General features: G+C 58.3%; 13 protein-coding genes. 5 read left to right on the top strand and 8 right to left on the bottom strand.

The features are described 5' to 3' along the window. The first annotated feature begins 17 nt into the window (after positions 1–17). Entirely contained in the window at positions 18–1,703 is a 1,686-nt protein-coding gene (locus tag GOV80_RS09000) for a chloride channel protein (protein ID WP_170784140.1), read from the top strand. Here GOV80_RS09000 and GOV80_RS09005 read toward each other — a convergent pair. Further along, complete coding sequence (locus GOV80_RS09005) at positions 1,700–3,067, bottom strand: DUF3179 domain-containing protein (RefSeq protein ID WP_170784142.1); 1,368 nt, start codon at positions 3,065–3,067, stop codon at positions 1,700–1,702. The two genes, GOV80_RS09000 and GOV80_RS09005, sit on opposite strands and share 4 nt — an antisense overlap. 501 nt (positions 3,068–3,568) lie before the next feature. Here GOV80_RS09005 and GOV80_RS09010 point away from each other — a divergent pair. After that, positions 3,569–4,894, top strand: coding sequence for a hypothetical protein (locus GOV80_RS09010; RefSeq protein ID WP_170784143.1), 1,326 nt, complete (start codon positions 3,569–3,571; stop codon positions 4,892–4,894). 10 nt (positions 4,895–4,904) lie between these two features. Here the strand turns inward: GOV80_RS09010 and GOV80_RS09015 are convergent, their stop codons facing one another. The 4 genes from GOV80_RS09015 to cobS all read right to left on the bottom strand — a co-directional run bounded on the left by GOV80_RS09015 (position 4,905) and on the right by cobS (position 10,140). Beyond that, on the bottom strand, positions 4,905–5,246 hold the full coding sequence (locus GOV80_RS09015; RefSeq protein WP_170784145.1) for a DUF427 domain-containing protein: 342 nt from the start codon (positions 5,244–5,246) through the stop codon (positions 4,905–4,907). Positions 5,247–5,311: 65 nt separating this feature from the next. Next, positions 5,312–7,093, bottom strand: coding sequence for an aminopeptidase P family protein (locus GOV80_RS09020; protein ID WP_170784147.1), 1,782 nt, complete (start codon positions 7,091–7,093; stop codon positions 5,312–5,314). Positions 7,094–7,157: 64 nt separating this feature from the next. Further along, entirely contained in the window at positions 7,158–9,035 is a 1,878-nt protein-coding gene (gene cobT, locus GOV80_RS09025; protein WP_170784149.1) for a cobaltochelatase subunit CobT, read from the bottom strand. A 121-nt stretch (positions 9,036–9,156) separates the two neighbouring features. Continuing rightward, positions 9,157–10,140, bottom strand: coding sequence for a cobaltochelatase subunit CobS (gene cobS, locus GOV80_RS09030; RefSeq protein WP_170769231.1), 984 nt, complete (start codon positions 10,138–10,140; stop codon positions 9,157–9,159). Between the two features lie 478 nt (positions 10,141–10,618). Here cobS and GOV80_RS09035 point away from each other — a divergent pair, with 478 nt between their 5' ends. After that, complete coding sequence (locus tag GOV80_RS09035) at positions 10,619–11,389, top strand: Hint domain-containing protein (RefSeq protein ID WP_170784152.1); 771 nt, start codon at positions 10,619–10,621, stop codon at positions 11,387–11,389. Positions 11,390–11,394: 5 nt separating this feature from the next. Here GOV80_RS09035 and GOV80_RS09040 read toward each other — a convergent pair whose 3' ends face one another. Then, complete coding sequence (locus GOV80_RS09040) at positions 11,395–12,021, bottom strand: J domain-containing protein (protein ID WP_170769233.1); 627 nt, start codon at positions 12,019–12,021, stop codon at positions 11,395–11,397. A gap of 108 nt (positions 12,022–12,129) precedes the next feature. On the opposite strand from GOV80_RS09040, the gene GOV80_RS09045 reads away from it, so the two are divergent. After that, complete coding sequence (locus GOV80_RS09045; RefSeq protein WP_170753030.1) at positions 12,130–12,384, top strand: BolA family protein; 255 nt, start codon at positions 12,130–12,132, stop codon at positions 12,382–12,384. Positions 12,385–12,415: 31 nt separating this feature from the next. Next, the gene (locus GOV80_RS22370) at positions 12,416–12,640 is read left to right on the top strand and encodes a GDCCVxC domain-containing (seleno)protein (RefSeq protein ID WP_214646773.1); all 225 of its coding nucleotides are present in this window, start codon (positions 12,416–12,418) and stop codon (positions 12,638–12,640) included. Between the two features lie 7 nt (positions 12,641–12,647). Here the strand turns inward: GOV80_RS22370 and GOV80_RS09050 are convergent, their stop codons facing one another. Together GOV80_RS09050 and gatB are read right to left on the bottom strand one after the other, a co-directional pair. After that, on the bottom strand, positions 12,648–13,058 hold the full coding sequence (locus GOV80_RS09050; protein WP_170784154.1) for a DUF4177 domain-containing protein: 411 nt from the start codon (positions 13,056–13,058) through the stop codon (positions 12,648–12,650). Between the two features lie 158 nt (positions 13,059–13,216). Continuing rightward, the gene (gene gatB, locus GOV80_RS09055) at positions 13,217–14,728 is read right to left on the bottom strand and encodes an Asp-tRNA(Asn)/Glu-tRNA(Gln) amidotransferase subunit GatB (protein ID WP_170784156.1); all 1,512 of its coding nucleotides are present in this window, start codon (positions 14,726–14,728) and stop codon (positions 13,217–13,219) included. Positions 14,729–14,736 lie beyond the last annotated feature (8 nt).

A 14,736-nucleotide genomic window follows, 5' to 3' on the forward strand; every position in this document is an offset into this window, starting at 1 on the left:
TGATCCCCCGAGGGCACATGAGCCAATCAACCCGCACCGTTTTGCGCAACCAGCTGCATCAGGCTTTGGCCGCCATAAAGGATGCATGGCGGGTGATGCGGCGGCGCGGACCCAGCCAGTTTCAGTTCTGGCTTATCGCGCTTGTGATCGGGATCGCAGCCGGGTTCATGGCGCTTGGATTTCGCAAGGCGATCCGCGCCTTGCAAGCCTGGGTCTATGATACGGAAAACATCCTACTACTCCACAGCCACGCCGAGATGTTGCCTTGGTTCATGATCCTGATCACCCCCATTGTCGGGGGTCTAATCGTGGGGATCATCCTGCACAGGTTCACCGATGACGGGAGGGTGCGCTCGGTCGCGGACGTGATCGAAGGGGCGGCGCTGACCGATGGACGGGTCGAACGGAAGGCCGGGGTCGCTTCGTTCTTTGCCTCGCTGATCACGCTTAGCACTGGCGGTTCCTCGGGGCGAGAAGGCCCAGTTGTGCACATGGCCGGGGTGATCTCGACCTGGGTCAGTAATCGTATCCATGCCGACGGGATCACCGGTCGTGACCTGCTGGGCTGCGCAGTGGCGGCGGCGGTTTCAGCCAGCTTCAACTCACCCATCGCCGGCGCATTGTTTGCGCTCGAGGTCGTGCTGCGGCACTTTGCTGTGCATGCGTTTGCACCCATCGTGATTGCTTCGGTTGCTGGGACGGTGATCAACCGGTTGGAATATGGCGACGTGACCGAGTTTACTTTGGACACGCCCGGAACGCTGCAATTCTATGTGGAACTGCCCGCCTTTTTGATCCTGGGCCTTGTGTGCGGGCTGGTGGCGTTGCTGCTGATGCGATCGATCTTTTTCGCTGAGGATATCGGCAACCATATCCAAAACCGCCTATCCCTTCCGGGATGGCTGCGCCCTGCGGTGTCCGGGGCGATGCTGGGTCTGATTGCGATCTGGTTTCCCCATATCATTGGCGTTGGATATGAGACCACGATCCGCGCTTTGGCCGGGGATCTGACTCTGTCTGCCGCGATCCTGTTTGCCGTTATCAAAACTGTCGCCTTGGCGATCACAATGGGCGGACGTATGGGTGGAGGGGTCTTTTCGCCCTCATTGATGGTAGGAGCATTAACCGGGTTGGCCTTTGGCTGGATTGCTACGGGGGTGTTGCCGGATGTGTCGGGGACACCGTCGCTTTATGCTTTTGCCGGGATGGGCGCAGTGGCCGCTGCTGTGTTGGGCGCGCCGATCTCGACCACGTTGATTGTGTTTGAATTGACCGGTGAATGGCAGATCGGACTGGCGGTGATGGTCTCGGTCTCGATGTCCACCGCACTGGCCTCGCGCCTTGTGGACCGGTCATTCTTCCTGACACAGTTGGAACGCCGTGACGTGCATCTGGCCGCGGGGCCACAGGCCTACCTGCTGGCGATGCTGCGGGCGGGGGCGGTGATGCGCCCGATTGGCGATCCGCGCTCGATCACCAGGGAAGAGGCGCAGGCGCTGATCCAACAAGGCCTTTGTGTCAAGGCCAGCGCCACGCTTGAGGCGGCGATGCCCTATTTCGACCGGGACGACGTTCCCTGTATCCCGGTCGTGATCATTGACGAAGACGGCTGCGAAAACCCGGTCGGCGCGCTGTTCCACATTGATGCGCTGAAAGCCTATAACCGCGCGCTGGCTGCCACGGCGGCCGAGGAACATTCCTAGCCGCGATAGACCGTCGCTGTGTCACCCAGATAATTGTCCCACGCAAACCAGTACGAGATATGTCCGGCCACGCGCGGCAATTCTGTGCCGTCTGGCCCGAACAGCGCCTCTTCGGTCAGGCGCCACTTTCCGCCCTTCTGGTCGACCAGCCCACCATCTGACGCGGTAAAGCGGTTGGACTTGCGCTCATAGGCGCGAACGGCGCGTTTGTCGGGGTTGCCGATCAGCACCAAGGGCCGGTTGGCAATCGCGTCATTGATCACCCGCGTGTTGCTGAACGCATCCAGCGGCCATGCGCGCGCCGCACCGAACTGGCGGATGGCGAAGACATAGTCCTTCTGCCGGTGCTGCGACTGATCGACCAGCGCCGGAAACATCAACTCGGACGAGGCGAAATAGTCGCGATATACCACACCCGACCCATAGTTGCGCCGGTGGCCGGTGCTGAGCGACAGAACCTGGGTCTTGGGATGCGACGCCTTCCAGCTTTGCCATGTGGTGATGACCACAGGGCGCTGTTTCAACTCGATCCCGCTGTCGACCAGAGGGCCGACGACCGGTTTGCCGGAGTATTGGTTCCACAACGAATGGGTCTCGCGGTCAAACATCAGCTTGTTCGAACGGTACAGGAAGCCCGATGAACCAAAGACAAAGGGCTTCCGCCGTCCTTCAACCTGGGTCTCAAACAAGATACCCGACCCGCAGAGCGTACAATAGGCCAGTGCGACCGGGACGCCTCCGATCACTTCGTTGAACATTTCGTGCCAGCCCATGATGCGCAGCGGATAGGCGCGCTCATCCCCGTTGATCGAAACACCAAAGACCAGATCGCCGTCCTTCAGATAATCCGCATCCGAGGCAGAGATCAGTGTAGGATTGTCCAACGAAGGGATGCCGTCCTTTTGAACACCGCCCCATGTGATTTCTTCCAACCGGATCTTCATCTTGTCGCGTTGCAGATATTCGGGCCGCAGGAATTCGTCGAAATTCTGGTCGATGCCCAGCAACACTTCGCGCTTGAACGGGATTAGCGAGGGGTGAGGCACGACTTGCGGGTTCTTTTCCTGCCAGATCATCCAGTCGAACCAGTCGGTACCAATATCTTCGCCGGTGAGGGTGCGCATGACCTGGGTGATGTCATCGCTGCGGCGACGGCCATAGCGCATGGCGGTCAGCAGGGCGGGCACGACGTCAGGGCTGCCGCGCTCGACCAGAAATTTCATGCTTTTCTCGAAATCCGTGCGACTGCTGTACAGCGTGGACCGAACCGCGTCCAGCACAGGGTCCGTTTGCGCAGACAGGGCACCGGGCATGGCCGTTGCGGCCCCAAGTAATCCTACAAAATTGCGGCGCGTTATTGACATTGCATCCTCCGGCTGATGATCGAGCGTATTCTGCCTTGCCGCGACCTAAAATGCATTCAACAGGCGCGTGAACCGGGCGTGAGCGGCCGCTTCCTTGATCGAAAACCGGTTTTGTCGGTAAGATTACGGAAAGCGACCCGGTTTCGATTTGAGAAATACAACCTGATTATTTCCGGGTTTTTGGTGAATTGACGACGCAGAAGTTTGCGCCACCTGATACGACTGATCTGATTTTGTGCCTAAACTCATATAGTTGGAGGCAATATGCGAATGAATTTGAAGAACCTCTCTTTGCGGGTCCCCGTGGCCCCTAACGCACACGTGCGTTGGTTCCGCGATAGTGTGTGCAACCCCTGCTTGTTGTCCGGTCCCTTTGCTGGTGCGCGATGAGTAAGTCCACAGTGATCAGCCCCATCGGCAGAAATTTGCTTGTGATCTTGGGCGGTTGCCCGGTTTCTGTTCCGGGCTGTGATTGTGGTTTGCACCGCTGGGGGCAAGCAGATGCGCGTGTTTGATGTTGCCGTCATAGGGGCGGGACCCGCCGCCTACGCCGCGCTGACCGCAATGCGCGGGCAGGCTTTATCTATAGCGGTCATAACCGGCGCAACCAAACGCTCCAATGTCGAAGGTCCGCCCAAAATTGTTTCGGTCGCCTATGAGCGCCAACAACCTGCGCACCTGACGGAACGCACCGTTGTGTCCGAGGGAGCACCACCACTGTTTTCTTCAGCCGAGATTGGGGGATTGGCCAATTATTGGGGCAAGCAGTTGCAGCTCTATGACAGCGGTGATCCCTGGGGCGACGGCCCTTTTCTTGAAAGCTGGAAGGATTACTGCGCCGCCTGCGATACGGTGCAGGCCGACCTCGAAATAACTGGCGGTGTCCGGCGAGAGCGTTTGGACAACGGATTTGAAAAAAGCGCTCCACGGTTGTTGACCGGAACCGCGCAGGCACCGGGGTCCGGGCTTGATGCCATGGCCCTGGCATTCAAGGCGCGTCTGAATGAGCTTGAGCAAGCCGAACCTATTGATGGGCGGGTGCATCGGATTGAGGCCCGCGAGGGGCTGGTCTCAATAGAACTGGACGGAGGCAATGTGCTTCAGGCACGCTGTGTCTTTCTGGCGGCAGGTGTGTGGGGCACAGCCAGCTTGCTGATGCGCAGCGTATCGCAACTCAACCGACTAATGTTTCGCGACCACGCGCCCTATACGATCAACTGCTTTCGACTGGATCGCGCTTTGGGCTCGGCCCGCAGCTACGCGGATCGGGGGAATTTCAATGCGCTGACGTTGAAACACAAGGTGGATGGGCGCTGTGATATGTTCGCCTCAGTCTACGCGGTGTCACAGGCGCCGATCAGTTTGTTGACGGCCACTTTCGGACTGGGGCCGCATCTGAGGGGCAAGCGCATCGGTCGCCTGATCGACTTCGTCCAACCCGTTCGGATATGGACCCCCAGAACACAGGTTCAATTGCGCTATGATCTGCACCATACAACGGTCGAAGCTGTTCAACTACCTGACCCTGACGGTGACACGCAGCTGCAGCGCCTGTTGGAGTGGCTGTCAGCGCATAGGGTGCGCCACACGCTTGGGACAACTGCACCGGGTCAAGGGTTCCACTACCACGACCTGACTTTCGGCCCGAAAGAAGACCCAGTCGATGATGTGGTGCGATCGGCATTTAGCGGTTTAGTTCGGGTTGTCGACGCCTCATGTTTGCAAAGGATCGGATGCCCTCCGCATACATTGACGTCGATGGCACAAGCTTTTGCACGGGTACGGCACGACCTTCAGGCAAACCAAGCAATGCGGAGGGCGATTTAGCCCGGTCGTCCTAGATTTGTTCGACCTTGACCGACTCGAGGCGATAGAACGCGATGTGATCCTTGATCTCGGCCACGGCTTGGATTGGGTCCTCATAGCTCCAAGCCGCGTTTTCTGTAGTTGAGGACTTATTGACGATCGAGAAATGCGTGGCGTCGCCCTTATGCGGGCAATGGGTGCTTTTGTCCGTGCGGTCCAGAAAGGCCATGGCGATATCGCTGCGGGGGAAATAGATGACCGGTTCCAAATCACCTTCCAGCAGTTCAAGCGCATTGGTGGTTTCGCCCAAAATGGCACCGCCCGAACGTACGCTCCACTTGCCAGACGCTTTGCTGATGGTGATCTCGGTCATAAATATTCCTTCCCCTTAAGTTGTTTCGGGCCTCTCCTCTGCCCTGTGAGTGTGACAGTCTTGTGTCAGATCGGCGCGGTTGCGGCATCCAACCACAGTTGCGCGGCTGGGCCCAGCCTGGGTCGGATTTTTTCCGTAACGTCGCGGTGATAGGCGTTCAGCCAGTCGCGCTCAGCCGTGCTGAGCATTTCGACCACAATCAACCGACGGTCGATGGGCACAAATGTGAGTGTTCGCCAGTTCAACATCGCCCGCTCGTCGTCGCCACCGGGTAGGGCAGGGGCCTCTTGCACCACCACGAGGTTTTCGATGCGGATGCCAAAAGCCCCTTCGCGGTAATAGCCCGGCTCGTTTGACAGGATCATGCCCGGCTTCAACGGCACATGGCTGACGCGCGATAGGCGCTGAGGGCCCTCGTGCACGCTTAGATACGCGCCCACGCCGTGGCCGACGCCATGGTTGAAATCCTGCCCCGCCGCCCACAAGGGCGTTCGCGCCACGCATTCGATATCTCGTCCGGCCAAGCCCACGGGCCAGCGCAGCATCGACATGTCGATCATGCCTTTCAGAACGCGGGTAAAGCAGGCTTTCTCTTCGTTCCCAACCTCGCCAATGGCGATGGTCCGGGTGATATCGGTGGTGCCATCAAGATACTGACCGCCGCTGTCCAGAACCAGAATATTGCCGTTTTCCAGCAGGGTATCGGTTTCTTCGGTCACGCGGTAATGCATGATCGCCCCATTGGGACCGGTGCCCGCGATGGTGTCGAACGAGATATCCTGAAGCGCGTTGTCCTTGCGGCGGTTGTCCTCCAGCCGCGTCACCACCTGCGTTTCGGTTACACTGCCGGGGTGCTGCGTGTCCAGCCAGCACAATGTCTCGACCACGGCAACGGCATCGCGCAAATGCGCCTCGGCGCTGCCCGCGATCTCGGCTGGGTTCTTGCAGGCTTTGGGCAAGGCACAGGGATCGCCAGCATCTATGGCTTTGTCCTGCAATGTATCTGCCACGATCTGCGGCAGCGTTCCCAAATCGACCTGTACCGGCCCCTCCAGCGCGGCAACAGCGTCAAGAAACGCCTCGGGCGCGCGTAGCCGAACCTGAGGCTCCAAGGGCGCAGACAGTTTCTCTGCCGCCATGAACAGATCGACACCTCCATCTGCATGCAAAATGGCAAACCCATGGGCCACGGGGTTATATCCGATATCCGAGCCACGTACGTTCAGCAGCCACATGATCGAATCCGGTAAAGTGATCACGGCTGCCCCACATCCCGCGTCACGCAGTGCGGCGGCCAACCGAGCGATCTTGCTGTCCGAGGTCTCGCCCGCAAATTCAAGCGGGTGCTCCTTGACTGGGTTCATCGGCGGGGCAGGCTGATCGTCCCAAATGCTGTCAACCAGATTGGCAGAACGCACCAGCTCAATCCCGGTACCTGCCAGATCCTTTTGCGCGCCGGCGATCTGAGCCGCCGCGTGCAGCCAGGGATCGAACCCCACCTTGCCACCTTGGGGCAACTGATCCTTCAACCACGCGCTCAGGGTGGTTTCGGGCCAGTTGACCGGAGTATATTCCGGCGCGACCTGTGCCTTGACCTGCGTGCGATAGCGCCCATCGACGAACACCCCGGCGACATCGGTCAACGCAACACAAAACCCGGCCGATCCTGTGAAGCCTGTCAACCACGCCAAACGCTCATCCCGAGGGGCCACATATTCGCCCTGATGCGCATCCGAGCGAGGGACCAAAAACCCGTCCAATCCAGCCTGAGCCATCTCTGTGCGCAAAGCGGCCAACCGGGGTGGCCCTTGTTCGGGGCGCGCGGTTACGGCAAAGGATTGGAACATTTATTACCTCATCACTTCAGGGCCGCGCCCTTCGATTTATGACAACGACAGGCCAAAGCCGCGTTCAACCGACCTTGCGCATACCCATCACACGGGCGCGCGCCCTTGGGTCATTGTCGAAGAGGGCGGCAAGCTGTTCGGTCATTGCACCGGCAAGCTGTTCGACATCGGTAATCGTGACAGCACGGTCATAATACCGTGTCACGTCATGGCCGATCCCGATGGCCAGCAGTTCGACCATATTGCGCTTTTCCACCATGGCGATGACGTCGCGCAGATGCTTTTCCAGATAGTTAGCCGGGTTCACGCTGAGCGTTGAATCATCAACCGGCGCCCCGTCCGAGATCACCATCAGGATCTTGCGCTGTTCGCGCCGCATCATCATCCGGCGATGGGCCCATTCCAGCGCTTCGCCGTCGATGTTTTCCTTCAGCAGGCCTTCTTTCATCATTAGGCCCAGATTTGGGCGCGCTCGCCGCCAGGGCGCATCAGCCCCCTTGTAGATGATGTGGCGCAGATCGTTCAAACGCCCCGGCTGCTGCGGGCGACCGTCGTTCAACCACGCCTCACGTGCCTGCCCACCCTTCCATGCACGGGTGGTAAAGCCCAGAATCTCGACCTTGACGTTGCAGCGTTCCAGCGTCCGCGCCAGAACATCGGCACAGATCGCAGCGATTGAGATCGGACGCCCGCGCATCGAGCCGGAGTTATCCAGCAGCAACGTCACCACGGTGTCGCGGAACTCGGTGTCCTTTTCCATCTTGAAGCTCAGCGGCGTGGTCGGATTCGCCACCACCCGAGCCAAACGACTGGCGTCCAGAATGCCTTCTTCCAGATCGAATTCCCAACTGCGGTTCTGTTGCGCCTGAAGGCGGCGCTGCAACTTGTTGGCCAGCCGGCTCACTGCGCCCTTTAGCGGCTCTAGCTGTTGATCCAGATAAGCGCGCAACCGTTCCAATTCGGCCGGTTCGGCCAGATCTTCGGCCGCGATCTCCTCGTCATGGGTGTTCAGATAAACCTTATAATCCGGGTCCGCATCCGAAGCTGGCGGTGGCGCCGGGGGCTCCAGCGGAGCCTCCCCTTCGGGCATCTCAGCCTCGTCGCCCATCTCTTCATCAGCCATCTCATCCATCGAGACCTGGGCCTGCGACTGATCCTGCTGCTCTTCCTGGCTCTGTTCCGGCGTGGCGTCAGCGTCCTGCTCGTCTTGTTCATCCTGACCGGTGCTGTCGGGGTCAGGCTGCTCTTCAGCGTCCTCTTCGGCCTGATCTTCCTGCTCGTCATCCAACTCATCCGGGTCATCGCCCAGCTGGTCACCATAGCCCAGGTCTTTGATCACTTGACGCGCGAATTTGGCAAACTCGGCTTGATCCGAAAGAACCTCACCAATGTTCTCGAGAACGCCACCAGCCTGTTCCTCGATGAACCCGCGCCACAGGTTCATGATGTTTTCCGCCGCCGGAGGCAGATCGCGCCCCGTGGCCAGATGCCGGATCAGATACCCTGCCGCAACCGACAAGGGCGCGTCCGCAGGTTGCTTGCATTGGTCATAACCACGCCGGATCGCCTCATGCCCGATCTTGACGTCGATATTGCTGGCGGTGCCTGGCATATCGCGCGCGCCCATCGCCTCGCACCGGGCGGTTTCCATCGCCTCATACAAATCCCGCGCCATATCCCCCGGAGGCGCATAGCGCGCATGGGTCGCGTCATCATGATATCGACGCTGCAAAGCCAAGGCATCCGCCGTCCCGCGCGCCAGCAACACCTCTTCACGTGTCATGCGGCGGCTGACCTGCGGCAGACGCATGGATTCGCCCGACAATCCCGACGGGTCGACAGTGTAGGAAACGCTCAACTCTGGGTCGTCGGCCATGACCTTGGTGGCCTCGGCCAAGGCCTTCTTGAACGGATCAGCAGGATTGTCGTTCTTCTGCACCATGTTCAGACGCCCTTTATTCTATGCAGGTCCATTGGCTCAACGCGCAGCGGGATCCACCTACATCTGGCCAAAAAATTTCCTCGCCGGAGGCATTGCGCCCGATATGGGCGCAAATCTCAGCTTATCCGACACTGGCAGACGCTGCGCTTTCAGGCAATTCCTCGTCAAAACAACGCTGGTAGAACTCAGCAACGGTCTGACGTTCCAATTCGTCACACTTGTTCAGGAACGAAAGGCGGAACGCGTAGCCAACATTGCGGAAAATCTCGGCGTTTTGGGCCCAGTTAATCACTGTCCGCGGGCTCATGACCGTGGACAGATCGCCATTCATGAAAGCGGTCCGGGTCAGGTCAGCCACAGTCACCATCTGGCTGACGATCTTGCGGCCTTCGGCGGTGTTGTAATGCGGAGCCTTGGACAAGACGATCATCGTCTCGGCGTCGTGGCTCAAGTAGTTCAGCGTTGCGACCAAAGACCAGCGGTCCATCTGCGCTTGGTTGATCTGTTGGGTGCCGTGGTAAAGACCGGTGGTGTCGCCCAGGCCAACGGTGTTGGCGGTGGCGAACATGCGGAAATAGCGGTGCGGTGTCAGAATCTCGTTCTGGTCCAACAGGGTGAGGCTTCCGTTTGCCTCAAGCACACGCTGAAGTACGAACATGACGTCGGCTCGCCCGGCATCGTATTCGTCGAAGACGATCGCAACCGGGTTGCGCAAAGCCCAGGGCAGGATGCCCTCGCTGAATTCGGTGATCTGAACGCCATCCCGCAGTTTGATTGCGTCCTTGCCGATCAGGTCGATCCGGCTGATGTGACTGTCGAGGTTGACCCGCACTGCAGGCCAGTTCAGGCGTGCAGCGACCTGTTCAATATGGGTCGACTTACCTGTACCGTGATAGCCTTGGATCATCACCCGGCGGTTATGGGTAAAACCTGCCAAAATCGCGAGGGTCGTGTCGGGATCAAACTTGTAAGTCGAGTCAATCTCGGGAACCCGTTCGGTTGTTTCGTAAAAGCGTTTGACCTGCATATCGGTGTCGATGCCGAACACTTCGCGGACCGAAATCTCTTCTGAAGGATGTGCATTTGCGTCAATCGGCCAATCCATGCCTGTCGTCCTTATCTTGATACCTCAGCCTCGCGCGGGCTTTCGAACCTGTGTGTGGTGCAACATATTCCGGGGAAGGGCAAGGAAAAGCCGCTCGGTTCGTGTGTCCTGCTGGATTTTCCCCAAAAAACGTCGTGATACCCAAATGCACAGATTTCGATTCAAGCTCATGCACCAGGCTGAACGGCTGTTGGAATGCCGAAGATCGGGGCCTTACTCTCTAGTTTTTGTTTGCCTCAATTCGATACAGGATCACATTGCTATGTTGTGATATGATTGGCATACTAACCTTATGTTTGGGCAAAACTTGTGTCCGGTGTTGTGTTTAGCGGTAAAGGTCTAGATGGCGCTTTCGATAATCGGCCCTTCTTCGCTTTCGATTCCCAGTGGATCGTCCACTGTGATGCAGCAATATTTTGCGACGAAATCTGGAGCATCCTGGAGTGTGGTCGTTTCTGGGACCGGTGGATTAGACCCGATGGATTACACCGTTTCGATTTCATCAAGCGGAGTTTTGACTGTCGAGCTAACCGAAGGGGCCGTTATCCCACCGAACACGTCACTCACTCTTGAAATATTCGCTTCGACAGGACCCGGAAATGGAAACAACGACTCGCTCATTGTCACAGTTGCGCTGCCGGCAGGTACAGTTCCCTGTTTCGTAAAAGGCACTTTGATTGAGACCGAACATGGTCCTTGTCTCGTCGAAGACCTTGTTGTTGGGGACAAAGTCCGAACATCAAGCGGTGAACTATTGCCCATAGTATGGATTGGCCAAAAAACCCTTGGCGCAGAAGTATTGAAACGAACCCCCCATATGCGCCCGGTTTGCATTCAAGAAGGATCATTCGGAGACGGCTTACCGAACCGCGACTTGTACGTCTCACCGCAGCATCGCATTGTTTTGGAGGGATGGCGTGCTGAACTGCTTTACGGAGAACCTCAGGTATTCGCAGCGGCCATTCATCTGGTCAACGACAAGACCATACGTCAGGTGCAATTGGATGAGCCTGTTACGTATTTTCACGTCGCATGTAGTCGCCACACGATCCTGACATCGAACGGTTTGCCAACAGAAAGCCTGTTTCTGGGCGAAATTGCTTTGATGTCATTCGATCGTGAAGACGTGCTGGAACTGCTGTCGCTGTTCCCCGAACTCCGTAGTGATACTTCCGGATGGAAGCAAACGCGCATACGCTGCTTGAAACGTCAGGAAGTACAAGCGTTAAAGGCGTCTCTAAGTGCATAGAGGCGTTACTTGAAGTTCCGGCTGTCTTTGATCTGATCCCAGGCCCAGACGACCTCTTGCAACTGTTCTTCCTGGCTGCGGTCACCACCATTCATGTCGGGGTGCAGCACCTTGATCAGTTTCTTGTAGGCTTTACGCACTTCGGCCTTGGACCAGCTGTCATTGGCTTCAAGGATTTCAATCGCGCGGCGCTCGGTCGGGGGTAGGCGGCGGCCACCTGTGCCCGCCGTGCGGCCCTTGTTCTGCGTGCCATTGGCGCCCAGAACCTGATGCGGGTCTTCGATACCCAGACGGGCCCAGGCACGCGCCTCGGGGTCGCCCATGGGTTTGGTTTCACGCTCCCAAACCTTGTCCTTCGAGCGTTGCGCATTCATCTCGGCTTCAGTCGTGCCGTCGAAGAAATTCCATTTCTGGTTATATTCGCGCACGTGCTGCTGGCAGAACCAGAAGAAATCGTCCAGCACATCCGGCGCTTTGGGTGCGCGGAACTTGCCCGCCTCTTCACAGCCTTCATGATCGCAGATTCGCACCGATGTCTCAGACGCGCCCGACATCCCCCGACGCCCGCGCGGGTTCTTTTTCTTGGCGCTGGAGACGGACATATCGAATCCGAAAGGGTCTGATTTCGTCATGCTGTGATCCTTAAGAACGCATCTTCTCGACTCGGAGGCAGCAGTTTAGTCTAAGCAGCCGAAAGTAGAAGAGGGGAGGCGGTAAAATTTTTGCCGCTGAGCATAAAAATGACCGTGACCGACGAAATCCGCACCGCCTTGCAATCCGCCTTTGACCCGCATGAGCTGGAGGTGGTGGATGACAGCGAAAGCCACCGGGGCCATGCGGGCTTTCAGGAAGGCGGCGAGAGCCATTTCAACGTCCGCATCCGCGCCGCCGCGTTCGAAGGCCAATCCCGCGTCGCCCGCCACCGCGCCGTTCACAAGGCGCTGGGGGACATCGTGCCGCGTATCCATGCGCTGGCGCTGGATATCGGGGTGTGAAAGCGCCAAGATGGCGGAAACCGAGGTGAACATGGACGGATCGCAAACAAAAGTGACACTCGAATCCACTCTGACCTGCCCGTCTTGCGGGCATGTCGAAACGGAAACCATGCCCACAGATGCGTGCCAGTGGTTCTATGAATGCAAGTCCTGTCAGGCCGTGCTGAAACCGTTAGACGGCGACTGCTGCGTCTTTTGTTCTTACGCGACAGTGCCCTGCCCACCGATCCAAGAGGGCAATTCCTGCTGCGCGTAAGTGTGTCTCAGGGTTTTTCCTGTGGTTCTGGGGCGGCTTCCGAGCCTTTCAACGACAGCGGGGGCTCTTTCACCTCTTCCGCAATCGGGGCCGGGGCCACGACCATTTCGGGGCCCGGAACAGGCTGGGCCAAAGGTACGCCTTCGGGTGTTTCCGTCGGGCCGCGGGTAGAGACGAAACTTGGTTCGATTTCGCGCCGGAACACCAGAACATTGCGCCAGTTCACGGTTGAGCCAGTCAGACCCGTTCGTTCCTCGCTGGGCAGTAACTCCGCACGCTGATATTCCCAGCCGTCCTGCCCCATCTGGTTGAGCACCTGTTCGACCGAGGCCGCAAACCGGTCCTCGGCGGTTTTGGCCCCTTTGGCCTTGCCGCTTTTCTGCGGGGCGGGGACGACTTTGTATTCGTAGCGCGGCATCGGATCTTCCTACCTGTTCGTTCCCGGCAATCTAGCATGTTGAGGCCATTGGGAAAGTCTCCTTCGCGTGGTGCCCGGCTTGTGTTGCCCGGACACAGCGCAAAAGAAAGGCGGCAGTGGGTATGCCCTCTGCCGCCCTTTCATCAATTTCTGTAGATTTAACCGCCCAGCTTCTTGGCAACCAGCTCGTTCACGGCCTTGGGGTTGGCTTTGCCGCCGGTGGCTTTCATCACCTGACCAACGAACCAGCCCGCCAGTTTCGGGTTCACCTTGGCTTTTTCCACCTGCGCGGGGTTGGCTGCGATGATCTCGTCCAAGGCGGCTTCGATCGCACCAGTGTCGGTGACTTGCTTCATACCGCGTTCTTCCACGATCTGCGCGGGGTCGCCGCCTTCGGTATAAACGATCTCGAAAAGATCCTTGGCGATCTTGCCCGAGATAGCATCGGAGGAAATCAGGTCGATGATCCCACCCAACTGCGCCGGAGAAACCGGGCTGTCGGTGATGTCGTGGTCTTCTTTCTTCAACCGGCCGAACAATTCGTTGATAACCCAGTTCGCGGCCAGCTTGCCGTTTCGACCTTTCGCGACCTCTTCGAAATAGGCGGCGCTTTCCACTTCGGCGGTCAGGACCGAGGCATCATAGTCGGTCAGGCCAAATGCCTCAATGAACCGTGCCTTTTTGGCGTCGGGCAGTTCGGGTAATTTGGCGGCAATGTCGTCGACCCAGGCTTGTTCAATTTCCAACGGCAGCAGGTCGGGATCGGGGAAATAGCGGTAATCATGCGCCTCTTCCTTGGAGCGCATGGACCGCGTCTCACCCTTGTCAGGATCGTACAGGCGCGTTTCCTGCTCGACCTTGCCGCCGCCTTCGACGATAGCGATCTGACGCCGTGCTTCGACCTCAATCGCTTGCTGGATGAACCGCATCGAGTTCATGTTCTTGATCTCGCAGCGTGTTCCCAGATGCGAGAAATCCTGCGTTTCCTGATACTTCTCGTACGCTCCTGGCAAACAGATCGAGACGTTCACGTCCGCCCGCAGGTTGCCGTTCTGCATGTTGCCATCACAAGTGCCCAAGTAACGCATGATCTGGCGCAGCTTTGCGATATAGGCGGCGGCCTCTTCGGGGCCACGGATGTCGGGGCGCGACACGATCTCCATCAGGCAGACGCCCGTCCGGTTCAGATCGACAAAGGACATATGCGGGTCCATGTCATGGATGGATTTGCCGGCGTCTTGCTCCATGTGGATGCGTTCGATACGGACCATGCGCGCGGTGCCATCGCCCATTTCCACCAGCACTTCGCCTTCGCCCACGATAGGGTGGTACAGCTGGGAAATCTGGTAGCCCTGCGGCAGGTCAGGGTAGAAGTAGTTCTTGCGGTCAAAGGCTGATTTCAGGTTGATATCCGCCTTCAGACCCAGCCCGGTGCGCACCGCTTGTTCAACGCAATATTCGTTGATGACCGGCAGCATTCCAGGCATCGCCGCGTCCACGAAGGCCACGTTTGAATTGGGTTCAGCTCCGAATTGTGTCGATGCGCCCGAGAAAAGCTTGGCGTTGGATGAGACCTGAGCGTGCACCTCCATCCCGATGACCAGTTCCCAATCGTGCTTGGCCCCGGCAATGGTTTTGATTTCGGGCATTTCATATGTCAGGTCGAGCATGGCGCGCC

Source organism: Ruegeria lacuscaerulensis, from assembly GCF_013034685.1.
GTDB classification, from domain to species: Bacteria; Pseudomonadota; Alphaproteobacteria; order Rhodobacterales; family Rhodobacteraceae; genus Ruegeria; species Ruegeria lacuscaerulensis_B.